General features: G+C 55.9%; 22 protein-coding genes, 2 pseudogenes and 1 riboswitch. Of the genes and pseudogenes, 12 read left to right on the top strand and 12 right to left on the bottom strand.

Annotated features, from left to right (window positions below):
• Positions 1-28: 28 nt before the first annotated feature.
• A complete protein-coding gene (locus ACG74X_RS19520; RefSeq protein ID WP_411237003.1) occupies positions 29-2086 on the bottom strand; it encodes a hypothetical protein in 2058 nt (685 codons plus the stop codon).
• A gap of 65 nt (positions 2087-2151) precedes the next feature.
• Positions 2152-2544 carry a plasmid mobilization protein gene (locus ACG74X_RS19515; protein WP_411237002.1) on the bottom strand — a complete coding sequence of 131 codons (393 nt, stop codon included), beginning with the start codon at positions 2542-2544 and terminating at the stop codon, positions 2152-2154.
• A 114-nt stretch (positions 2545-2658) separates the two neighbouring features.
• Here ACG74X_RS19515 and ACG74X_RS19510 point away from each other — a divergent pair, with 114 nt between their 5' ends.
• Genes ACG74X_RS19510 through ACG74X_RS19500 form a run of 3 tightly spaced genes read left to right on the top strand, consistent with a single transcriptional unit; the run spans position 2659 to position 4976 of the window.
• Positions 2659-3309 (top strand): hypothetical protein, encoded by a 651-nt coding sequence (locus ACG74X_RS19510; RefSeq protein ID WP_411237001.1) that lies wholly within the window; start codon positions 2659-2661, stop codon positions 3307-3309.
• Between the two features lie 19 nt (positions 3310-3328).
• Positions 3329-4168, top strand: a complete 840-nt coding sequence (locus ACG74X_RS19505; RefSeq protein ID WP_411237000.1) for a hypothetical protein — start codon at positions 3329-3331, stop codon at positions 4166-4168.
• Positions 4158-4976, top strand: a complete 819-nt coding sequence (locus ACG74X_RS19500; RefSeq protein WP_411236999.1) for a hypothetical protein — start codon at positions 4158-4160, stop codon at positions 4974-4976. Before ACG74X_RS19505 ends, ACG74X_RS19500 begins: the two co-directional genes overlap by 11 nt.
• Positions 4977-5050: 74 nt before the next feature.
• Here the strand turns inward: ACG74X_RS19500 and ACG74X_RS19495 are convergent, their stop codons facing one another.
• Both ACG74X_RS19495 and ACG74X_RS19490 read right to left on the bottom strand, forming a co-directional pair.
• Positions 5051-6388: a hypothetical protein gene (locus tag ACG74X_RS19495; RefSeq protein WP_411236998.1), complete on the bottom strand. Its 1338-nt coding sequence runs from the start codon at positions 6386-6388 to the stop codon at positions 5051-5053.
• 121 nt (positions 6389-6509) lie between these two features.
• Positions 6510-7109 carry a hypothetical protein gene (locus tag ACG74X_RS19490; protein WP_411236997.1) on the bottom strand — a complete coding sequence of 200 codons (600 nt, stop codon included), beginning with the start codon at positions 7107-7109 and terminating at the stop codon, positions 6510-6512.
• A gap of 339 nt (positions 7110-7448) precedes the next feature.
• Here ACG74X_RS19490 and ACG74X_RS19485 point away from each other — a divergent pair, with 339 nt between their 5' ends.
• Positions 7449-7892, top strand: a complete 444-nt coding sequence (locus tag ACG74X_RS19485; protein WP_411236996.1) for a helix-turn-helix domain-containing protein — start codon at positions 7449-7451, stop codon at positions 7890-7892.
• 88 nt (positions 7893-7980) lie between these two features.
• Here ACG74X_RS19485 and ACG74X_RS19480 read toward each other — a convergent pair whose 3' ends face one another.
• Positions 7981-8172, bottom strand: a complete 192-nt coding sequence (locus ACG74X_RS19480) for a hypothetical protein (protein WP_411236995.1) — start codon at positions 8170-8172, stop codon at positions 7981-7983.
• 159 nt (positions 8173-8331) lie between these two features.
• On the opposite strand from ACG74X_RS19480, the gene ACG74X_RS19475 reads away from it, so the two are divergent.
• From ACG74X_RS19475 to ACG74X_RS19460, 4 genes are all read left to right on the top strand, one after another.
• The gene (locus ACG74X_RS19475) at positions 8332-8844 is read left to right on the top strand and encodes a hypothetical protein (RefSeq protein WP_411236994.1); all 513 of its coding nucleotides are present in this window, start codon (positions 8332-8334) and stop codon (positions 8842-8844) included.
• A gap of 132 nt (positions 8845-8976) precedes the next feature.
• Complete coding sequence (locus ACG74X_RS19470) at positions 8977-9924, top strand: GIY-YIG nuclease family protein (RefSeq protein WP_411236993.1); 948 nt, start codon at positions 8977-8979, stop codon at positions 9922-9924.
• An 87-nt stretch (positions 9925-10011) separates the two neighbouring features.
• The gene (locus ACG74X_RS19465) at positions 10012-12111 is read left to right on the top strand and encodes an AAA family ATPase (RefSeq protein WP_411236992.1); all 2100 of its coding nucleotides are present in this window, start codon (positions 10012-10014) and stop codon (positions 12109-12111) included.
• Between the two features lie 83 nt (positions 12112-12194).
• Positions 12195-12605, top strand: coding sequence for a hypothetical protein (locus ACG74X_RS19460; RefSeq protein ID WP_411236991.1), 411 nt, complete (start codon positions 12195-12197; stop codon positions 12603-12605).
• Between the two features lie 238 nt (positions 12606-12843).
• Here ACG74X_RS19460 and ACG74X_RS19455 read toward each other — a convergent pair whose 3' ends face one another.
• Positions 12844-13242 (bottom strand): hypothetical protein, encoded by a 399-nt coding sequence (locus ACG74X_RS19455; RefSeq protein WP_411237034.1) that lies wholly within the window; start codon positions 13240-13242, stop codon positions 12844-12846.
• On the opposite strand from ACG74X_RS19455, the gene ACG74X_RS19450 reads away from it, so the two are divergent.
• On the top strand, positions 13196-14623 hold the full coding sequence (locus ACG74X_RS19450) for a DNA methyltransferase (RefSeq protein WP_411237032.1): 1428 nt from the start codon (positions 13196-13198) through the stop codon (positions 14621-14623). The genes ACG74X_RS19455 and ACG74X_RS19450 overlap by 47 nt on opposite strands.
• Before the next feature lie 455 nt (positions 14624-15078).
• On the opposite strand, the gene ACG74X_RS19445 is transcribed toward ACG74X_RS19450, so the two are convergent.
• Positions 15079-16482 carry a DKNYY domain-containing protein gene (locus ACG74X_RS19445; RefSeq protein WP_411236990.1) on the bottom strand — a complete coding sequence of 468 codons (1404 nt, stop codon included), beginning with the start codon at positions 16480-16482 and terminating at the stop codon, positions 15079-15081.
• 638 nt (positions 16483-17120) lie between these two features.
• Here ACG74X_RS19445 and ACG74X_RS19440 point away from each other — a divergent pair.
• The 3 genes and pseudogenes from ACG74X_RS19440 to ACG74X_RS19430 form a co-directional block, all read left to right on the top strand.
• Positions 17121-19091, top strand: a complete 1971-nt coding sequence (locus ACG74X_RS19440; RefSeq protein WP_411236989.1) for an ankyrin repeat domain-containing protein — start codon at positions 17121-17123, stop codon at positions 19089-19091.
• Between the two features lie 552 nt (positions 19092-19643).
• Positions 19644-19793, top strand: a riboswitch (FMN riboswitch).
• Between the two features lie 74 nt (positions 19794-19867).
• A pseudogene (locus ACG74X_RS19435) lies at positions 19868-20278 on the top strand (6,7-dimethyl-8-ribityllumazine synthase); the annotation flags it as partial.
• Positions 20277-20438: pseudogene (locus ACG74X_RS19430) on the top strand (IS630 family transposase); the annotation flags it as partial. The pseudogenes ACG74X_RS19435 and ACG74X_RS19430, both read left to right, overlap by 2 nt.
• A 110-nt stretch (positions 20439-20548) precedes the next feature.
• Here ACG74X_RS19430 and ACG74X_RS19425 read toward each other — a convergent pair.
• The 5 genes from ACG74X_RS19425 to ACG74X_RS19405 all read right to left on the bottom strand — a co-directional run bounded on the left by ACG74X_RS19425 (position 20549) and on the right by ACG74X_RS19405 (position 23298).
• Positions 20549-20818: a PAAR domain-containing protein gene (locus ACG74X_RS19425; protein WP_411237031.1), complete on the bottom strand. Its 270-nt coding sequence runs from the start codon at positions 20816-20818 to the stop codon at positions 20549-20551.
• Between the two features lie 69 nt (positions 20819-20887).
• On the bottom strand, positions 20888-21667 hold the full coding sequence (locus ACG74X_RS19420; protein ID WP_411236988.1) for a hypothetical protein: 780 nt from the start codon (positions 21665-21667) through the stop codon (positions 20888-20890).
• 11 nt (positions 21668-21678) lie between these two features.
• Entirely contained in the window at positions 21679-22296 is a 618-nt protein-coding gene (locus tag ACG74X_RS19415) for a hypothetical protein (protein WP_411236987.1), read from the bottom strand.
• A gap of 74 nt (positions 22297-22370) precedes the next feature.
• Complete coding sequence (locus tag ACG74X_RS19410; RefSeq protein WP_411236986.1) at positions 22371-22661, bottom strand: PAAR domain-containing protein; 291 nt, start codon at positions 22659-22661, stop codon at positions 22371-22373.
• A gap of 319 nt (positions 22662-22980) precedes the next feature.
• Complete coding sequence (locus ACG74X_RS19405; RefSeq protein ID WP_411236985.1) at positions 22981-23298, bottom strand: hypothetical protein; 318 nt, start codon at positions 23296-23298, stop codon at positions 22981-22983.
• Positions 23299-23394: the final 96 nt, after the last annotated feature.

The raw sequence follows: 23394 nt of genomic DNA, 5'->3' as shown, positions 1-23394 counted from the left end.
TACAGGGCACGCCGCTGTACTCATCCGATTAATGCAACAGTCCCGGTCCACCACAGTCAGGCTTTGCTCCTTGGCTTTGCAGCGACAGCGACATAGCTTCCGACAGGCAAGTTGTCGCCGTAGGTCCAACTGTGATCTCGCGGATCAAGCCTGCTTCGACAGCTTGACGCAATACCGACACAATTTTCTCGATCTGGGTTGATCTGCAGGTCAGCCTGCACACTGACACCGCCGTAACAAGTTCAGCAGTGCTCTTTTTGAAAACCGGCTCTACGTCAATTTCCAAGCTCGGTGGCCAGACGGTTGCACCCGCTGTGAATTGAAGCCCCACCTCGGCACCATCTTCGAAATCATGTATCATCGCCCTGAGGTATCTCAGGAGGCTTGCTCTGCTGTCGACTGCTGCGGTACGCCTAACCAACCGTGCAGATCGGTCAGTAACTGCAATTGTTTCTGTTGAACGATTTCGATGGTTTTGAACTTGGTTTCCAAAGCCGGGGACAGGCTGTTGCGTTCCTTGTTCATCGTCTTGACGGTCTTTTGCAGGCTGTAGGCTATTTCTGCCAAAGCCTCGATTACCTCTTCGAGACGTCCTGTCGTCTCGTCGTAACTGCCCTCCAACAAGGCGTGTAGCGGTACTATCAGGTCGATCAGCTCCTTCAGGCGTAGTTCGATCTGATTGGCGGGATCTAGTTTCTTGGGTGAGTTGGTCATTGTAGGCTTCCAAGGCTGATTTTGTATCTGTGAGGGTTCGCAAAAAGACGTCACTGAATGCTGCGTAGACGCGCTTCAGCGTCAGACGCCCTCGGATGGCGGAGGTGAGCCGCTTGATGCGTCCCCGGAGAGTGTTGAGGAGCCTTTCGGCAAGAATGGGCTCAGTAAGTTGAACAAGATCGTGACTGACGTTTCGTGCTGCTGTATCCGCTGCGTCAAGCCGTCGATCTTCTGGTTCAGCATCTTGTCTCGCGTTTGTGCTGCCGATGTCATCTCCTCCAATGTGTCGAGCAGTGCGCGCTCCATCGGGGTGAGTTTTGTTGCCATTGAAAGTGCTCCCTTTCGAAAGGATGTGAAGATGGTGTCTCAGGGGAATGATCAACGCGTTGTCGCCGGGTTGTGCCGTTTGATATTTCGCTGCGGAAAACTCCTGAGGCGGCCATCGGTCCATACCGTAGCGACATCGGTTGAATGCAGCCCGCCTTTGCCATAGGGCTTGCAATCGCTCAGCCGCGGTGGAGAGGACACGGGATCGTTCCGTGCGACCAGCAGCATGCGACTGCGCGATACCGTCTTCGCAGACCCGACCAAAACACTCTTCAAACACCTTCCCTCTCAAGCAGATCCGGTCTTTTGGCGCGGCATCTTTCACGCCGATGGTAATGGATTTTGACGTGATATTTTGCACGACAAATCCAGTCGCTTCGGCTCGTCCTTCCAGCCAGCCCAGCAAGCTGGGGCGATCGTGGATTTGTCCTGCCGCTAACTCCGCAGTGATCTCATCCATGACACGCCGCCGTAGGCCTTTCGACGAGATCACCCCTGCTCGATTGCTTTCGGCGTCGACCTTCAGCATCCAATCCGGGAGGATCATCATCCGGTGCCTCGTCGGATCGTCTGGGTCAGCCCATCCGAATTTCTGGTTCAACAGGTCCCGCATGGCATCCCATGTCTCTTGACTGACGCGGCCTGGCGGGGCCGGATTGAACGCGCGTTGGCGTCCGTCAGGGCCCATGATCAAGCGTGGCACCGCGATATTGACCTCCAGCGCACCTGTATGCGTATGGGTGGTCACATAGATGGGCGGATGAGCTATCGGCGGAATCCCGGCGAGTGCCGTATCCCGCCAAAGCCTGAACGCGAGATCGACAGCGAACCGTGCGTCGGGGTCACCTGCGTTGAACGCCTCAACATCAAAGTCCGAGGCGGCAAAAGCCAACACACAGGATGCGTAACGGTGTTTGCAGCGGCTGGAATTGATGGCAATTCGCAGCAGCGTGGCATCACCGAACAGGATCTCGGGCGCAGGGTCACGACGCACCGACCTGTCCTGCCTATTGGCCGACCGCTTGGATACGATGTCAGCATCCATGTAATTGCTTAGGGCACGCGGGCCGTCCGCTTGCCCAGCGGTGCCACTGTAGGAAGACCACCCGTTCAGCACGCGTCACCTCCATTATCATCTTGATTACAATCGCGCCGAACAGCCGTCCATGGCATCACCTGATCTCTGATCCACCGCTCGAGATTCAGAAGTGACCTCGCGATCTCGAGGCTTTGAAGCGGTGTGCCCACGGTTCCTTCCGCGCCCGGAGAAGATCGCGCGATGACGTCCAGCTGCTGCGTTACAACAGTCAACAGCTGAACACTGCGCCGCCAATCGTCCCGGTTGGTCACGTGTCCATTCATGTGCAGCGACAGCAGATACTGGCTTGCCGAAAGGCCTGCCTCCGCCGCTGCTGCTTTGACCGCCGCACGTTCTGCGGGCGTCACATAGAGCGCATCCCAGCGCTTGCGCAGGTCAGTTGGGTCTTTTTGTGGACGGGCCATCGGCAGCCTTTCGGAGATTCATTGCACGTTTTACCCCCGCGCCGCGAGGAGCCTTGCTGATGGACCTATCGAGCGATCCCGCACTTCCAAAGCACTTTCGACGCACTTCGCGGCATGGATTTTGCACTGTTACGCACAGCTGCTGCACTGGTTGCCGCCGACAAGGCCGGGACCTTCAAGTCGATGATTTTCATGGGGGTTTTCCACAGGATTCAACATTTGGGGCAGTTTCGGCCCCTGAAATTTTTCAGCGCCATACAGTATGTTGGTCTCAGCAACGTGACAGAAATAGGGATATCACAAATGACCGAACCTGCGGACACTAACCTCGCAGAGCGCCTGCGGCAACGTGCAGAAGACGCCAGCGGACAACCGGAAATGTCGCTGCTCCAAACGATCATCGCTGAACGGCACGTCATCCTCGAACTTCGGGATGAGAACCATCCGGCCCGCCTGATCCACGCTTGGCTTGACGAGGAAGGCATCCATATCGCTGAGGGCACTCTGCGCAACTACATCCCGCGCATCATCGCGGCGTTGAAGGAAGCACACCGACGCGGGCTCGAAAGCCCAAGTGACGAAGATATTCTCAAAATCTGTCGGGATATTGAGCGCCACAAGGCCTCACCGATCCGACCCGTCGTCGCTGCGCCGCTGCCGACCGCAAGGCCAGTGCCACATGCTTTCCTCGGGATCACCGCGACACCAATGCCCACAGCAGCTCACCATCCCTCCCCCACCCTCCGGTCCGACAAAGACCTCTAAACACGGAAAACCCTTCAATATGACCAAATCAAAGAGTTCTCGCATCGCACTGATGATGACCACATCCCTTAAGGGAGGCACTGGCAAAAGCACCTTTTCCTGCGCGTTGGCGGACTATCTGCGCACGCAAGGATATCCCACTGCCGCCTATGATGCCGATGGATCGAACGGCAGTTTCAGTTCCATGCATGCCACACGCGATGAAGCGGGGGATATCCTGGCCGATCAGGATCCTCTTGAAGGGGTGGTTGCGTATAATGTCCGCAACGAGTCCCGCAATACCTTGATCGCGTCATGTGAAAATTTCTCAGGCCTCGTCCTGCATGACCTCGCAGGCAGTTCACTCTCTGAGTTGCAGCGCATTTTTGAGGACGGCGAGGATGGCCTACACAACATTTTTCAGGTGTTCGCAGATCTCGGTGTTCATCCCATTTTCCTGCACCTCATCACACCGGATAAGGCCACCGTCAATTCAGTTGCGCACCATCTGGATCTCATGGACGCCTTAGGGGATCTGGGCAGCATCGCCAGTCATGTTGCCGTGCTCAATCAACGCGGCAATCAGACAATGAAGGATTTCCCGTTTTGGCACGGCTTCACGGGAGCCGATGGAGCCTTGCTCGGCGGCAAGACCCGCGCGCGTCTTTTGACAGCGGGAGGTGTCGAGATGATCCTGCCGCATATGAACGAGCGTACATTCGCTTTTGCCAAGGACTGCCACAAGCCGCTCTCGCAGGCGGTCACCGATGCCGGACTTAACATCGTCGATCGCCAACGCATCAAACTGTTCAATACGGAATTTGCGGCGGCGGTTACCTCGGAGGTCCGGAACATTCTGGGGTTACAACATGCGCAGTGAACCCGATGACAAGCTCAGCTATTTTCTCGATGCGTATGATCTGAAACCCGAGACGCGGCGGAAAATTCGCAAACGAATTCATCAGGGCGGTATCGGACCGGAAGACCCGGTGGCCATGATGACTGCACAGGACGCGATCACAGAAGAACGCTTCGCCTCGTTCATGACAGCTTTCGACAATCTTCCACGCCAGGTTGGAAAGACATCCGGCGCAATCGCGACGAGGATCTCACAACGCGTCATCCAAGACATCGACCGGCGAAACCAAGGCTTCCTGAACCGATTGTTGACCCACGTCGGTGGTGATGTGGAGGCGGCTATCAAACAATCCGTGAAAAGCGCAGACCGTTGGGTTTTCAGGCGCGCAGCCTTACAATTGGCGTTGGTTGTTCTGCTTACTGCTGGAATGGCCGGATGGGTTGGGTATGCATTCGGGCGGCACGATACGCACGACATCGCAGCTGAATACGCCGATTTTGCGGCAAGGCCGGATGCTGCCACCTGGCTCAGCCTTATCGACAACACGCGCCAGATTGACGTGGTTCTTTATGATTATTGTCATTTCAACGGGCCGCAAAGCTTTGATCGGGGAGACGGGCGACACTGGTGCGCCGTGCCTCTCAAAATCGACAAGGCCGATGGTCAGGTACCGGATGTCGAGGCTTCTTTCTTCAAGGTAGTATCAATACTCATGCCCACCGGAAAATCCGCTTGGGCATTGGCACTCTACGGGCTCTGCATCGGTATCATCCTGGGCCTTTTGTGCGGTCAGGCGGTTCAGTTGTTCAGAAACAGAGCCACCAAATAGGCCACGAAGGTCAACGCGGTCCTCGGGGGCACATGAAGGGCCATACGCCCCGGAGGGCCGGTAGGGCCATAATATCACTGCAACACGAATATCAGCGGGACACGGCTGTCTGATCCATCGACCGCAAACAACGCGATCTCTCGGTCAACGGGATTGACGCCAGACGTATTTTCAAGTGGGTCATACATCGGAGGACCTTCCCGGTGCCCACCAGCTCCTGCAGCATAGGCGGGGACACCACGAACGCCGATGTATTTCGGAGTGCTGCCCAGCTGTACCGATCCCGCGTCATAGTCGATTTTTGAGGTGAATCCTTCAAACACGCCGACATTTTCACCGACAAACTTTTCGAAAGTTTGACGCGGTGTCTCGGATCGCTCGAGCTCGATCACGCCATACGCACGCGTGAGCACATGCCCACCATTCGAGGGCGAGAATTCCAACACGGCGCAGCGATCCAAAACCTCCGATGTGTAACAGGTAATTCCCGGACCAACACCTTTCGTGCTGAGCATATCAACTCCGTTCAAGTCCATGGCGAAGCCACGGCTGGTCCGCCATGCACCGTCGACCTGCTGAAGATAAACATCGAAGGTGCGCGACGCGTCATGGGGCTCATCGGTCACGACGGATCCGGCATCGAACTGATAGGCGATAATTTTGCCTTGGCCAGTATAGGCAAAGTCATCGCTGGCGCTGAACGGGTAGGCCTTTTGAATTTCCGCCTTTGCATCTTTCCATGTGGTGCCCAGATCAGGGATGCCCGCCAAATCGATGATCTTTTGCCGGATGTCGGCCACCTGCTGCGCCGCCACGTCATTCGAAAGCGGTGCGTCCTTGGTCGCGGTATGTTCTCCGACCACCAACCCGTCCGATGCGGTATATACTACTTTCGAGACAAACCCCTCGTACGCGCGCGGTCTGGTTGTCGATTTCCGAATATCGGTAAGGGTCACATCCACAGCGAGGGCCTGGGTGCCGATGCGATCGCGCAGCGCTTTCCCCTCCTCCCGCGTGGCCGGAAAAATCCGGTAGTCTTCAAAATTCCGGAAGAACAATTTGTTCACACCGATTGGCAAATGCATGTTCGGCATAAAGAGATTCACCGGGAACCCTTCATCGCGGGAGCTGTATTCACCAAGCTTGGCGCGAATGGTAACGGTGACCTCGGCCGTGTCTAAATTGATAGCTTCGTGCTCTCGTTCGAGCTCGGAAACCAGACCTGCAAGCACGTCATCGCGATCGAATTCGTCTGCGGCAAGATACGACGGATCCTTTTTTGCAATCTGCTCATAATTCGGTTGGTCACCGTCCACAGCGTTTAAGAATTGGCCCCACCACGCCTGATCCGGGTTGAGGTAGGTTTCGGCGAAAGCCGGGCTGACAGTCATTAGCCCGAGCGCTGCGATCAAAGCGGTTCGTGACATCATGTGTTATTCCTTTGCGAAGGGGAAAGTTGGTCATTGACGATGGGAACATCGTGCGGGAGAGAGCCACGGGTCCCTCACGGTTGGTTGTCTGGCAGCATGGGGTTCAGGGCTTTGTCTGCTGGTCATCAGTCAAAAGGTGGAACAATGAGATCGCGCGGTCTTGCTTCAAATTGCGTCCAAGCTTCACCGTTTTCGCACCATATCTGATCTTCACCCGATACCGCCTTTTTGCTGCGGAGCGTCCAATGGCAAGGCTGGCACCTGTCATTGCAGATGTTGTCGCACTAGCCATTACGCCCATCGCCGCGACTGATGCACCCGCAGCGCCCGTACCGCCAAAAACGAATGTGGGATGGCCGGTCAACATGACATCACCATCCAAGGGATTGTCGATATAGACTTCCGATATGCGATCCAGTTCGTATTCAACGCCGGATTTGATGAGGGTCGTCGGGGTGATCGTGAATTGTTGGCGTTGGAACATTGTATAGATCAGATACCCAACCCCAAGGAGCAGGATCACCGGAAAAGGCCACCATGACAGTGGCAGGATTGCTGTCATTGAAAGAAGGAAGATCAAGATCGAAATAGGCAGAACGACATAAGCAGCCCAAGTAAGTCCATCACCCCGAAAAGAAACAATCTGCGTGTTCCCCTTTTGCTGAACGTCATACCCTTTTTGAAACGCTGCTTTTGTACTCATGCTGATCTTCTTTCCTTTATCGTCTTTTAGTTTTCCGTACGTCGTTCGAATGAGACATGCTTCATCGTGTCAGACAGCCTGCGACCTGTAACTACGGTCAAAAGGCGGTATGCGATTGAAGTCTGGCCTCCGACATGCCAAAAACTTCGCACGGGTAGCGAACTCTGCCCGTGGGGCGTAGAATCCTCTTTGATGCGTAGCTCGGTCGATATTCGGCCGGGTGACTGCTGCGTATGTCCAGGCGAAAGCTAAAGGCAGCGGTGCCTCGGGCTACGCACGGGGATTCTAACATCCGGCTTTTGACCCGGACGCCTCTTTTCACAATGAAAGGGGCGACCCATGAACGATAGTCCAGATCAACATCAGTCAGATTTGAATACCGATCTCGAACGTGAACAGTGTGATTCAGAGCCAGAAAACGCAACGTTCTCGCTGACAACGAGTAAATGCGGGGCATTCAAAATCACGACCTACAGTGTGCCAACTGCCCGATTAGATTTGCCTTCTCCATCTCTAGCGAGCAAAAGTTTGCCCGATGGTTTGGGCCAAGGAGTGAATAAATCAGACGCCGTAACACCACAAAGCCACACCCTTACACCACGTGAGAAGGAAGTGTTACAGTGGGCAGCCAGAGGGAAAACATCGTGGGAGACGGCAGTGTTGCTCGATCTTTCAGAAAAAACCGTAAAATTCTATCTAAGTAACGCGCGGAAACGTCTCGCGGTACAGAACAAGACCCACGCCGTAGCCATGTGTGTCTCCGAAGGGGCGTTTAAGCTGTGAGAAGGACAAATTTTGCCGGGCCTGAACCGTCATTGCGTTACTTCTTGGATAGGCAATTTGTCCGACTAAGGTTTATGCCGGTGTTATTCTAGTTCCTTATCTTGCGTTGCGTTGCAAGGAATTCAGCCACAACACGCCGGACAACTTCGGGCCGCGTTGGAAGATCATCCAATGTCCGACGATACGCATCAATTTCATCAATCATGTCACTCGACATGCGGATCATAACGGGCTTCGTATCCACTTCTGGACGGCCCATTTTCTTTTTTTCATTCGACATGGCAGTTTTCTTCCAAAGTTGCTTGACTTAATGATTACCTAATTTCATAATACACAAGAGGGCGCAAGTAAGCTTTCGAAAACAACTTATAATCGGACCAAGGCAGAGCTGGCACTCATGCCAAGGTCCTAACCACGCCAATCTTCGAAGGAGATTTTCATGGCTGACAATTCCAATATCACGCCCGTTGCGGCGCTTAAAGCTGACATTCCGCATTACCCGACCCCTCTGGCCAGCGCGTTTGCGGCGCTTTTGCCTGCGCTTGACAGTCATATCGAGGCCGAGCGAGACATCGAAGATGTCGACATCTGGAACCCGGCGTTTCGTGCTTGGCTGACGGATGCTGAAGTCGCATTCGAGGCAGTCACGACAAATCTTTTCACAGTTCTCGCCACTGATGTAATCGCTGAGGATGACAAGCCGCTCAAGCGTATGGCGATGTTGATCGAGGCGATGATCGGCTCCGAAGAACCAGAGATGTATATGCATCTCTACGGGCTCTTGCCCCGGTTCGAGCACCTGTTCCATTGCAACGGATCAGGTCCGGCCGCACAGGAACGCACTTTGATGCTGACGCAAGCAAGATCTCAAATCGATACGATGGCAACGCTGCTGACGTATGATGGCGAGGTCGCGATTGAACAGACGGTCGAAGTGATGACGCTCGGTTAAGCTCTTCGTTCGGCCTCAACGGCCGGGCCTCCCTCTATCCAATACACATCGCAACCGCACACATCTGACCGCGTCAGGTGCCCCGTTGTGATGGCGTCGATCCATTTTTGTTTCCTTGCGGAGGACATCCCCATGAACACGTTTCACACCCCCAACATTATGACCATCGATGATTTTCCATTTTCGATCCACACCGGAGCGATCAAACCGAAATGGACCGACGAAGCGCGCAAAAAGCGCTTCGACATCGTCGCCCGCGTCGTAGACCGCCTGCATCTTGCCCTGCAGTGCAAAGAATGTGGTCACATCAACAAGACCCGTCTTTATACGTTGATGAGCGCCACACCGCTTTGCCAAAACTGCTTGGAACAGGCTTGGAAAGACGATGCGATCGCTGCCGATCTGATGTTCCTCCGGCGCGACCCCTCCAACCGCCACTATGGCCACTACCGCCTACCGTGCGGTCATGAAATCCGGCGCCAGTTTGCGCTAATCAAAAGGGTCGCCGCGGGCACCACGGGCCTGCGTTGTGAGACATGCCACGCGGTCTCAGAGGCTGCGGAAGCTGAAGCGCAGGGCTGGGAGCTGCTTGGCCCAGACCTCAAAGGTGATCCAAACTATCGTGAATTCCGTCACATCACGTGTGGTCACGAGCAACGCATTGCACGGTCAAACATCCAGACACAGCGCTTCTCCTGCGGTGGATGCAGTTTGGGTTGGCCCGCTGCGCCGAGTTTCATTTACGTGATGGCGTTTGTTACTGCCACAGGACGCGAGCTGGTTAAGGTGGGTTTTTCACGCAACCCCAAGAGCAGGTTGCATCATCAACTCAAGGTCGATCCGGAAATGCCATGCACCATCCTGCGTGTTGTGGCCGTGCCGACTGGGCAGAAGGCGATTATTCTAGAGAAAAGTCTGCACAAAAGGCTTAAGCGGGACCATTCTGATAAAGTGGTCAATCCATCAAGTTTTAGAAACCAGATCCGCGTCGTGTCGGAGATCTACGATGGATCGCTTGCCCCCGTCATTCTTGAGCACCTCGACCGGATCGAAGTCGAGATTGCAGGCAGCGCCGCGTAGATCCGCCGATCGCCACCGTTATTTCATCCTCCCGGATAATAGGTCCGGGGGGCATTCTATCTCCCCGGTATAAGGGAGGGTGCAGCTATGCCCTATTATCACTCCAATCAACCCGCCTGGCTCGATTTTGCATACAGCCTCGTCGAAAACCTGCGCCGCCACCACGGTGTCCCCAGCGCGACTTTGGCCGACACGGCCCATAAAATGGAACCGCTCACCGAACTTGATGAGCTCTTCGCTCGTTTCGATGACGGCAAGGACGGAGATCATCTGGTGGAAGCCCCGGCGCTCCCTTCGCGCTACGTTCCCGCACGTCAGCTGCTGACCGCGATCCGTCTTGGCGCATCCTTTGGAGCATCAAAGACATACAACGACTGCCTGCTTTGCGGAGCGTTAACCGTCATCGAAGATATCGACCCGGCAGACATGAGCTTGGTGAAGGACACATTGAAGCTCGCCCTGCCGTACACAGACTGGCAGGTCATCTCGCCGGATATCATTGATGAAAAAGTCACCAATAACGCTCAACGCAAGTTCAACACAATCATTGCCGAGTCCGTTGATCGCATCGAACCGGTTTTGATCCTACAAACACGCGGTGTCGCCCTCCCCCGACATCTGATGGCCATCGATCCTACGAGGCTGACATACGCCCCTCCCACACGCGACATTCTGACGGCTTATCTGTCATGCGGAAACCTCCATGATCAGATACCGGACCTTGATGCACTGTCGGACGCCCTTCCGGGAGATGCAGACCTTGCCCGTCTCGGCACGCTGGATATCTGCGCTGCATTGCGCGCACCCACTCCACGGATGGTGATCGACCGTCTTGACGCGATGATAGATCGCAATGCGACTACGGACGGGCCACGTCTCGCAAATTTCGCAGGCGAGACCCCTGCCCTGGTCGCTGCGCGCCGCATCGCCGATGATCTGCTTGCGTGGAAAGAAGGTCACGCAGAGTGGCAGGAAATCAGCCGCTCACTGCTCCTGTCTGGGCCGCCCGGTACAGGCAAATCCTGGCTCGCGCGTGCGATCGGCAACACTGCGGGTGTCGCTACCGTGAATGCGAGTTTTGCAGCCTGGCAGGCGCAGGGGCATCTAGGGGATATGCTGCGTGCGATGACAGAGAGCTTTGCCGAGGCGCGCCGTTTGGCACCGTCGGTGATGATTATTGACGAGATTGACGCTGTCGGCTCGCGCAGCGACCGTGATCGACATGGTTCAAATTACAGAGGCCAAGTCATCAATGGGTTTCTCGGCCTCATGGACTCGATCGCTAAAGAGGAAGGCGTCGTTGTCATTGGCACGTGCAATCATCTCGAGCGTATAGATCCAGCCGTCATTCGCGCGGGACGTTTTGATCTCAAGATCAACGTGCCATTGCCGGATGCGGAAGCGATCCATGGGATTCTGCATCACCACTTGGCAGAAGATATCGCAGCCGCTGATCTACGCGCTCTTTCACATCAAGCCGTGGGCCAGAGTGCGGCAGACATCGATGCCGCAATTCGCGCCGCCCGCTCGGATGCAAGGCACGCACGTAAACTGCTCAGCGCAAGCGATCTTTCTGAACAAATGGGAATTGTGACATCGCCGTTGGATGATGCGGTTCGATGGCGCATCTCGGCCCACGAAGCGGGCCATGCCGTGGCTGGTGCCGCTCTGGGTCTCGCTGGTATCCAGAGCATGGCCATCACCAAACATGGTGGCGAAATTGTCCGCCTCAACGTCGCGAACGAAGGTCTGATTGAGGACATTGAAGCCGAAATCGCCTATTGTCTTGCCGGCCGCGCTGCCGAAATGTTGATCTGTGGAGAGGTGTCAGCAGGCGCCGGGGGCCCCGCCGCATCCGACCTCGCCCGTGCGACGGGCTGGGCCATCGAGATAGAGACCCGGTTTGGTCTGGGCCACCAAGGGCTCGTCTGGCATGCAGACCCCGACGCAGTGCATCTTCAAACGCCTGCAATTCGCGACCGCGTGCGCCAGCGACTGATGCATGCCGAAAAGCAAGCAGCAAATCTGTTGGCGCGGCATCATGGCGTGTTGGAGTCGCTGGCTGGCGAGTTGGCACGAAAGAGGTCCCTGCGTGCGGAAGATATATCGCGTCACCTCAACAGGATCGACCCCGGTGCGCTGGCACCAGCACGCGGCAAAGACGTCAACCATTCCCACATGGACTGAGCTCCTAAGCTACGACCGCATACAACGGTGCGGTCGGACTGGCCCGCGTCCACTGTTATCAATTTCTCAAAAGGAAGTCATCCATGACCCATGCACACCCCCATCAGAACATGATCGCCCTCGTCCTTTTTGCCTACGACCCCCCGCCTTTCCACGAGCCGCCTGAACAAATCTTCTCTGTGGAAGATGTTCTGATCGACACTGGAACGCCCAATGTACTGCTCAGAACAAACAACGACTATCACCCAATTATCGGCATGAACGCCGAGGGCTGGATGATGGTCGCAGGTGTCGGCTGGCGTCTGTTCAATACCTTAGATGAGACGACCGCCATGTCCATCTGGCACATCTGCAATCGTTCTCAAGCGCGCATCCTTGAGGACCGTGGCGGATTTTTGGAAGCGCTGCGGCAGTATGCGAATGCACAGCACGCTCTGTATCGGTATCCGTGTATTCTTGACAATGGGCCTCGGCGGAAGGGTTGGGCGATTTAAAAGACGGGTTCGTTAGTATCGGTTATATCTCGCACTATTTCTTTTTTGGTCTTTGGTTTTTTGTCTTTAGCAAGGGATTGATACTTAATTATTATGTTTCTCAGACCGAGGAGTTGGCTGATCTGTCATTCTGTGTGTTTTAGGTTTGAAATTTTCCCAAGGATTGACCTAGATTGCGGCCTAGTGGTTCTTTACTTTTCAGAAGTGTCATCGTCAACCGCTTGGTCGCATGGCATAATCACAAAGTCGGCCGGATTGAGCGCCCAGGCTCAAAAATACCAATTTTTTTGAAAATTTTTCTTTCGGAAATTTTTATATAAATAAACTCTGGATTCCTTACCCTACCGTGACAGTTACGATCTATTTTTCCGGAAAGGGTAATTGAAATTTTTATCTTCCTGAAAAGGTGATTTCTGACGCACGGCGTCGCGCCGCAATGGACTAAGTCCCCCGAAAGGATCGCTGAAGCAAGAGCAATTAACTGATTTGAAATGGCTTTTCGCATTAAGATATCCACAGATTTCCGCCTCGGGAAACTTGATAAAGGACCATCCCTATACCTAAGAACAGAAAACAGCACCCCGCAGCGGATGCCAAATTTCAGCTCCGGCTGTTCTGTTTTTAAAGGATGTTCCATGTCAGAACTACAGTCTACTCAACTACCCATTTCTCTCGTGCGCCCGCCAGGCTACAAACGCAAGGCTGGAAATGCGAACGCCGTCCCCGCACAGCGTAATGCGACGGGTCGTCCGGTACGGGTAAGGCGGATACGTCCGCTCTATGCACCCCTATCGCTTCTCAAAAGGTCTGGGTTAGGTCCTTTACCTAGATGCAATCAGATACTGAGCGGAATTCGGTCCTATAAAGGGCAAGGCTCAAAAACCCACGCCTGCATCTCGAATGACATCCCCTATCTGATCAATGCCTTCTGGCGGCCCAACGCCGGAGGGTCCCATCCAATACAAAAAGGGCCATATCATGCGTGTTTTAGCGGTAATTTGGCCGCATTTTGTATCGAGCGTTTTTCACCAGTTGGCGGTATCGTACATGATCCCTGCGGGGGCCGTGGCACGACCGCGATCCAAAGTGCATTGATGGGGCGCATCGCATACAGCACGGATATCAATCCCCTCTCCCTCATGATGACCCGTCCTAGGCTTAGAGCCATCACAACAGACGATATTAGGGCAAAACTCAAAACGCTCGATTTGCAACTTAAACCGATTGAGCACGAGGACATGCTCGTTTTCTTTCATCCTCAAACGCTTCAGCAGTTGGAGGCTATGCGCCGCGCACTTGCACAATTTGCACCGGTAGATGACGCGCATCCCGACCCTATTTGGGACTGGATCCGGATGGCCATCCTGTTCCGTCTCACGGGTCATACCTCTGCATACCTGAGCAGGGAAACCGTGCAGCCCAACGCGCCAACACCTACGATTGCCGCTCAGCGTCGTCGTAATGAGCGCAGTGGTTTGACCGCGCCGGAGCGCGATCTTGACGAGATCATTATAGCGAGGTCCAAAGGCTTCCTACGGCATGGGTGTGTGCCCAATACCCATGGTCACAAGCTCGCTGTCGGGGCGGCCTGGGATACCCCCTGGATTGCCGATGGCACAGTTGATCTGACCCTCACTTCACCGCCCTTCGCTGACGTCGTCGATTACGCCAAGGACAATTGGGTGCGGGCTTGGTTTGCCGGTGTCTCACTCGAGGATGTTGGCTTTTCTCATCATAAGTCCCTCACCGATTGGACAAACATGGTCCGACGCATTCTGATTGAGCAGATACGGGTCGTAAAACCGGGCGGTTACATCGCGATCGAAGTTGGTGAAATCCGAGGTGGTCAGGTCGAACTTGAGCGATTTGTCTGGGACGCCGCAGAAGGCCTGCCATGCAAGCGCATCTGTGTCGTCGTGAACCAGCAGGCCTTCACCAAGTCGGCCCATACACTCGGGGTCACAAATGGCGAAAACGGGACCAACTCCAATCGCATTGTGATCCTCCAAAGATCCTAGGCAACCGCCCTGCAACGGTCTGATCTACAATCCATTGCAGGGCATAAAGGGGTCCATTGCGGGACGGGGCGAAATGACACTCTAAGCGTTTTCGATAAAGCTGGCGTTCGCGCATAGTGCGGCGGATTCAACGAAAGAGCTCAACCCCGCCACCGACTTTTCTCGCTGCGAGCGCTCGCAGCGTCGAAATTGCCGCAGATACTCGGTCAAGGACGCCGCGCGGCGGCGGACATCGCTGCCATTCGTGCATGGTGCAGCGAGGCTGTAGAAGGCAATTCACGGGTCGCGGACGGAGCGGCCATTGAAAACTTGAACCTGAACGTCGGCTTGTGGGTCTCTTGGTCCGAATGAACGTAACGCTGTGCTCCAGTCAGCTCGCACAAAATGAGTTTTCATCACACACGCAATGCGGCAATTCCGCTGGTGGCCAGCTGGACCGACGAGGTAAAGAGGTCCTAGCGCGGCCGAGACTTTACCTCATCACCGCTCACCCAATAGTGTTTGCGCGCATCTTGGGCTGAACCGGCATCATCCAGAACCTCGAAGCTGTCGTAATCGGCATGGCGCAAGACGTCGCCGCCCCATCCCATGTAGATGACACTCTTTTTGTCCTTGGCCCAAAACGCATTGATCAGCTGGAAAGATGCCCCGTCGACCTGCTTGAACACCTTTTTTCCGGCGGCCCGATACAGATGATGGCGATCTTTGGCGAATTCGGAACATCTGTTTTCCATCACCCATTCAAACGTTTCAGGATCGGGGGCCTTCCACACTTCGCCATACCAATAGACCTGGTTTTTGTCCTTGGCGAACGCGGGGCTTAGAACCTTGAAGCTTCCGGGGTCTCCCTTCTTTTCAAGTCGAAGTTGACGGGCATAGCCCTTGCCTTTTCCGATACGGACGCATTCCTTGACACAAAACAGGTGATCCTTGTCCAAGGCGAAGGTGCTTCGTTCCGTGGTATGAATTTTCACATCTGAAACGCAGCACGCGGGCACGTGGAAACCATTGTACCAAAGACCCGCACAATCGTGACCAAAGGCATCTTCCAGAACCTGAAACGTGGTCGTATCGGCGGTGATCTTTTTATTGAGGCAATAGACATGAGTCTCGTCGAGGCCGTAGGTGCCATTGAGGGCCTTGAACGTCCCGGGGTCGGCGTCTGGCAGGATCAGGTAGCTATCATCGTGTAGGGGCAGGCTATACTGGACGCGGGGGTCGTCGTGCTTTTTGAAATGGTAGAAGACGAATGTGCCATTGGTGAAGTAGTTTTCACCAATCGGGGTAAGATCGTTTGAAAAATTGTCCGCGAGATTCCACCATGCCGTAGCGTCTGGTAACCTCTTCCTGAGCACCTCTTTCTGCTTGCGGTAGCGGGGGCTGTGGGGATCGGCGTACTGAACAAAATGATGGTTAAAGACATACATCTGGAACCGATCCGCAAAAATTTCCGATATAAATCCCTTTTCGGCATCGAAAAACTGAAGGCTAGCTGCGTCGAAATCGGTCCAGATTTGAAAACCCTCTGCCGCACTGCTGTCGACATAAACGGCCCCGTCATCTGCCGCAAAAAGGTCACTCACGACACGAAAACTTGATGGCATCGCCGATTTGATCGGCAGGCCAAAATAGAAAACGGTGTCGGCGTCAGCGGCATATCCGTGACCAAGAACTTCAAAGCAACTTGCATCTGCGGTGACAAAGCGTGTGGTGTGGCGCGCGCCGTGTTGTTGGAAATACCAAATGCCCTTCACATTCTGGGCATACATTCCGTATTTGTCGTCAACCAAACATTCGAAGCCATCCGAGGACACACCTTTAAGCAGTGTATCGCCGTAAAAGACTTCGCTACCGCGCAAATGAATGACAGGGCGCTGTGTTATACGCTGCCTCCAAGCAAAGCCCACCGCCTTCGCCATTATTAAGGGGTCAATGCGCGGCAGTATCTTAACTTATCCAAAAGCAGCCTTTGGAGCAACGTGCAGCATCGGACAGTTTGGCCTCTGAACGGACCGATGCCAGCGCCGCAATGCTCTTGCAACAGGCCTGTTCGAAGCGGCCATCGAGCCTTCTGGCCAAGCCATTGATAACGCAAGATGTTGCGCGATGAGCAACCGTTGGCAAATCGAAGGCCGTAGTTCGCACAGCTGGCGGCGAAACCTGACTGCGAGCCCAACCCCGCCACCGACTTTTCTCGCTGCGAGCGCTCGCAGCGTCGAAACTGCCGCAGATACTCGGTCAAGGACGCCGCGCGGCGGCGGACATCGCTGCCATTCGTGCATGGTGCAGCGAGGCTGTAGAAGGCAATTCACGGGTCGCGGGACGCACCGGGCTTTCGCTGCGGCGTGCACAAAGGTCCGTTCCCTTCCGGAGTAGCTAAGCGGCACTTTGCTACCGGAAACTTACGTTCCGTTTGCAGCACTTCGAGGAAGTGATACGAAAAGGACAACGTCCGGGGCCATTTCGACCGGCCAATCGGATCGAAAGGAGGTTACGCATGCTCGAAGATCTCTGGCCCGTTTGGATTGAACGCTGGAAGCGATGGGAGGCACTGGCGACGGCGCGCGGTTGGAAGGTCACGCCGCTCGTGATCGAGCCTCCCGCGACCAAAGCTGAGATAACACGCGCGGAGGCGGGAAACGGCGGCATGCCGATGCCGCCGCAGCTTCGCGCACTTGTAGAGCGCGCGCGTCGGGTCCGCTTCGGCTGGTCGATTCCCGCACATCTCCAGTTGGTGGATTGGGAAGACAAACCCTGTCATTCGATGGGGTTCCGAACGCTGTGGGACATCGATGAGATGGCAGAACAGGCGGGCCCGGGGATCGTGGCCCTGCGCGACTGGATCGCTGAAGACGCGCTTGCCGACGTTGCCGATGGACCGGACTCGGGGATTGGTCATTTCGGGGTATGGTCGCTGCCGAACGGTGACTTGGTGACACTCGACGCGGCCCCGCACGAAGGTAAACGCCATCCCGTGCGGTACATGAGCCACGAGATCGACATGCTGCACGGGCACGCGCTCGCCCCCGATCTCTTCGCCTTCATCGACGAGATGTCGAAGCTCGGCCATGCCGGAACGGAGTGGGCGAACTGGATGGCGTTCGGCGACCCGAACGAGGGAGAATATACGTTCACGCTGCGCGCGGACTCGGAAAGCGGCCGCAAATGGCTTGCTTGGGTGCGGAGCGATCCCGATAAGCGCCGGCCGGACACGCCGCCGCAGGTGGTCGTTGAATCGGGCGAAGCCGACCGCGAGATGCTATTGGCAGCGCGCGAAGGTCGCTTCGACCGCGTTCTTGCCGCCATCGAGCGGGGCGCCTCACCCGACGCGACGTGGAGCAGTGAGGGATTGCGTGAGCTCGCGATTTGGAGCGAGGAGTTCTGGACGCCGCTGGCATATGCCGTTGATCGCAACGACCGCAAGGCGCTCGCCGCCCTATTGGACGCCGGTGCAACGCTCGACACGCGCATCACACCAGTTTCTGTCGCCGTGGCCAAGGCAGGCGTAAAAACGCTCCGCGCGCTGATCGAGGCCGGTGCGCGCGTGGACCGATGGCCAGGTCAGCGCTACCCGCCGGTTTACGACTTGGTGAACATGCGGATCCGAACTGTTGCCGAGACGCGCAAGGCTTATCTCGACCGCTTGCGGTCGGAGGGAGGCTGGAAGTTTCTTCCGCCTGCCGAGGCCGAGGCGCACTACGCGGACAGCGCGCGCGCCCAGATCACGCCAGCGGACTACTACGCCATGCTCGACGTTCTGATCGCAGCCGGAGCCGATCTGAACCAGCGCGGAGACAATGGGAAGACAGCCCTTTTCTGGGCCGAGCCGGAAAGCGCGCGGCGCCTTCTCGATGGCGGCGCCGATCCGAATATGCGCGACGCGCACGGCTCGACGGCTCTACACTTTGCACGATGCGCAGAGAAGGTTCACGTCCTCGTTAGGGGAGGCGCCGATCTCGATGTGTTGGGCGACGAAGAGGACGCGCATACGCCTCTTCAGACAGCGCTCCTCATCGGTAAGCTCGACATCGCGCGCGAACTCTTCGCTGCAGGGGCCGACCCGACGGTCCGCTCGCGAGACGGGCGCCCGACGATACATTGGTGTACGAGAATTTCGACCTTGGACCTCGCCCTCTCGTGGAACCTCGATCCGCACCAGCGCTCGGTCGATGGCGGCACATTCCTGCACGGACTTTACCGAGCCACGATGCTGCGGGCGGCGAGGCCAGACGAGGTCGCGGTGCTTGACCGCGCGATCGCGATGGGGATCGACATCAATGCCGTCGATGCGGCGGGCGCTACGGCGCTGCACCTCGCCGTGCGCAGCAACGATGAGCCCGCAGACATCGCGCTGCTGCTTGACCGCGGCGCCGATCCCGCAATCCGCAACAGCGACGGCAAGCGTCCGATGGATTGCACGCCTCGCTCGCATAAGGAGGTGCGCGCGCTGCTGCGAGAAAGAGCCTGATCGGCTACATTCGAGCGGAGCGGCGAAATGGGACGGTGCGGCCGTTGCAGACGTATTAAAGCGTTGGTCCAAAAATCTGGATCACAGTTTTTAGGCGAACGCAGCGCGACATTCGGACTTTGCGCGCGCCCGGCCTTTACTTGATGCCTCAGGTTAAAGGCCGGACGCTTCAATGCTAGCGTTCAGAACGCGTCGGAGGCTGGATCTTCATAAGACAGAAGCGCCTCCGCCAAAGCCGCCATTCATTCCTCCCGCAGCATCCGTCAAAGTGGGCTCTGAACGGACCGATGCCAGCGCCGCAATGCTCTTGCAACATGCCTGTTCGAAGCGGCCATCGAGCCTTCTGGCCAAGCCATTGATAACGCAAGATGTTGCGCGATGAGCAACCGTTGGCAAATCGAAGGGCGTAGATCGCACAGCTGGCGGCGAAACCTGACTGCGAGCCCTGTGTACCGGATTTCTGCAATGCCACGAATGGCCGCTGTGCCGTGACCGCTTATCTTGACGCTATAAATCAATCCTATATCAATTCCATGCGACTAATTTTGGTCGCATCGTTCTCAGGGCGGGGTGGAATTCCCTACCGGCGGTAAGAAACTACGGTTTTGAGCCCGCGAGCGCCTCCAATAAAGCTTGGAGGGTCTAGCAGATCAGGTGAAACTCCTGAGCCGACGGTCATAGTCCGGATGGAAGAGAACGTGCAGATGCTCGGCTGCTGGCTGAGCATGACGCATGTGATCGCCTTGGGTGACGTGTCACTTGGAAAGGAGATTACCATGACACACACCCGATATGCCTTCATCAAGGCAGGCTGGCACGCAGCAATTGTGGATCAGGCACTTGTAGGCTTCATTCAGAAAATCCCTAAAGAAAACGTCGATGTCTTCGATGTACCAGGCGCATTCGAAATGCCCTTACTTGCGCGTGACCTAGCTTCAACAGGCCGATACCACGCGGTAGTCGCTGCGGCATTTGTTGTGGACGGTGGCATCTACCGCCATGACTTCGTCGCTCAGGCTGTTGTGAATGGACTGATGCAAGCAGGCCTCGACAGTGGCGTTCCAGTACTTTCTGTCTCGCTTACGCCTCACCAATATCAGGATACAGAGCACTATAACGCGATTTATAAAAAGCACTTTGTGGAAAAAGGCAAAGAAGCTGCGCAAGCTGCTCTTAAACTGATGCAACCCAATCGAAATGGCATACTCGAAACTCAAGGCACACCTCAGACGGCTCAAGGCCCGCACCTTCGAAGCGCTTTTCCAATCCGTTGCACAGACATGCCAACTCTTCCCACCAGACGAGTGCCGAAACCTCTTCAAGGCTGCCGGATATGTTGCAGATTAAATGGACGATGCTTTAGCGCTGAAGAAAGAGCGCCAGAGAACGGTGAAGGTCACACCTAGGCGGGGCAGGGCGCGCGGCCAAAAACGAGGGATTTAGGACAAACAGCGTGGTCAGTCAGATCTGAAGGTTGGCACGCCTACTGTCAGCTTGCCACCATGTCCGGTATCGTCGCCAATTCTCATCACTCCCCTACCATTGATTTTCACAAGACTCGATCCTTTGGTCATGTCATCCGGGCCGGGCATCCCAGTGCATGTGCATTTGCCACCTTCGACAGCTACGGGAACACCGCTAAACGTCACAAGGCTTTGCCCCGCTCTGACAACGGGTCCACCGACATGGGGCTTGGGGCCGGGATCAACCTGAGGACAGATATGCATATGCCCGAGAAGCGAGATGGGTTTCGGCATGGTCATCTTCCAATAAGCAAATGCTGTGAACGAACGTTTTTACGATCCGACCGGTGGCGCAGCGACTGTTTCGAACGGGGGCAGCAGGTCGATGGACATGATTTCGTCGAGGGAGTGAGGTGTTCCCCTACGGCCTTCGAGGGGGGCACCGATCTCGGCCGCCTTCTCGGGCCCCAATCGCTCCCGCCAACGCCGCCACCACTCGCGGCGAAGCATCTTGTCGTAGCCTTGGGCAGCGTATACTATCGGGTCGATCCACACTCTGCTCAGGAACCAGTCCCACAGTACCTGGTCCCACTCGGACCTAAGAGAAGGATCTTCGCACCAGTCGTCATCATAGTAGCCCGCGCCGGGTACTGTTCTGATCCGCTTCGCAGGCAAAAGGACTTCCCGCTTGAAGCTGTCATAAAGCTGACGATGCGCGCTACCTTCTGGGAGGTGCTTCCAGCTGCTGATCTCTTCGTCCCAGTCCGTCGGTGCACCCTTCCAATAGTCAGGCTTTGATCCCGGCAGGAGGGTCGCATCCAACGACATGGCCCATATGAGCATCCGCGGTACGTCCTCACCTTCGGCGGCAAGACCGAGGAGGAGGTCGCGCATGAGGTCAGCAATAGGCTGGTTGGGCCCGTCCGTGGGAACGAGTTTCTCGGCTCCAATAAACGCCTTCGTTCGGCGTCGGATGGCGTCCCATTTTGTCATGGGTCGTCCGAGGAACTCTTGAAAATCCCCGGTACGATCCGCGATCAGCCAAGACCATGATCCTCGTAATCTGAGCAATTGTCGCTTTTCCAAAGCAGCAACGAATGTCTTAACGTCCATGTTGACTCTCATCATACCAGCGGTGCTCCAGGATTGCCCTGCGGTGGGCGGATAATAGGCAGATAGTCCCGCATCCGTCCGCTTTCCCGCGCCTGCGGCAGGCTCTGGCAGTCGGGATGGTCTGGTCCTTTCCACGGAATTGTTTCGGGCGTCCAGCCATTCCTCTGCCCGTTCAGGATATTATCGATCGCCTGACGCTCCTCGCGGGAGAGGTGCTCCTGCGGATCGCAAGAGGGATTGTCACCGCTGAAGGGCTCGAACTGTTTGTTCAATTCTCTTTGAGCTCCGATTAACTCATCGGTGTGATTATCCCATCCTGGTGTTCCTGGACCCGATCTTCCGCATACCTGCTCGATCATGCGGTTGAGATAACCGTGATGGCCGCCTCCGCCATTCTGTGGCGATCGCTTATTACGATAAAGCGCGTCCTTTACCTTTCCGGCGGCTTGCTGACAGCGTTCCGCACACTCCCTGCAGCCCTCATCTTCTGCTGCCGTGCCTTCAGCCCTGTCCACTTCTTGCGCTTCTTTCTCGGCGTCTTCGGCGCTGTTGGCCCAGTTTTGCAGCGCACCCGCACCCAGCAGGTGTCGGTGCCGTCTTTTGCCGCGCGCCGGTCCCAGGGGACCCACAGCTTGATGCGGCCATACTCATCCGGGTGGATCTCCTGCCCCTCGGGGCCTGCCACGATTCTGCGCAGGGCGGATCAATCGCCGATCGAGACATCCTCGGACCCGTCTGCAGCAAAGCCACCACATGAAACCGGATCGCCCGACCGTGCGGCGGGTTTGCCGTTGACAAAGACCGACCCGGAGCCGACCGCAATCACCCGCGCCTCCGGGTCGTCGTCATGGCAGCCATGCGGCGCGAGCGTGTCGCCCTCGCGCACAAGGCCCGCGCCGTTCACGAAAACATCGCCGCTGCTTATCGTGGCAGCGGTCGGTTCGCGGCTGTCATGGCCGGTGCAGAGATCGCCGAGGCGATAGGCTTGGGGCATTATTGCCTCACTTAAACTGCGATGTCGCAACCTATTGTACGTCATCGATGGATATGACCTTCGGAAGGACATAATAGACGAAAAGGACGATCCCTATCCCCGCGATCCAATGCGCAAGCGAAAAGGGTCCCAAGGTGAAACCCGCAACCGCAAACGACAAGCCGCCAATGAAAGCGCCAATCAGAACAAATCCGGCCCGAGACGTTGTAACAAGCGGTAGAGACATTAAAGTTCCTAATACTTCTTGAGATGAGCGGGGTTTATTCTATCGCCAAAAACCTCGCGAAATTGCTCGTCAGTGACGTCGCCTTCCTGATATCTATGCATGATGAACTCCCTGATCGCCGTCGGGACGGTAGGGATCGATCGTGCCGTTGAACATGGTGAAACGGGGTTGGGTTTCCTTAGCTGAGTAGTCTTGCGTGAACCAGCCAAAGAGGCTGGTGCTGGGGTGGGAAAAGACTGTCTCTCTTCTTATCGACTGCCCTTCTAAATCAATCTGAACTATCGCTGTGATCCGTGATGTCACCTTCTCTTCATGAGTGAAGCCGCGATTATCACCGTGAAATCCCAATCCACCGACTCCAAAGTTGGACAGTGGGTGAAAAGAGCGAACGATAAATCGAAGTAGGCTCATCTACGTTCATCTCCATCAGATGCATCACAGACCAACGCAAAATTTTGTCGAACGCAATTATATCGGAACTCTAAGAACCCACCCGGGAGATTAACT

Origin of the sequence: Marivita sp. S0852, from assembly GCF_046591575.1 — a bacterium.
Lineage (GTDB): Bacteria > Pseudomonadota > Alphaproteobacteria > Rhodobacterales > Rhodobacteraceae > Marivita.
The sequence above is the reverse complement of the archived record's forward strand: the minus strand, read 5'-3'. Positions and strand labels throughout refer to the sequence as shown.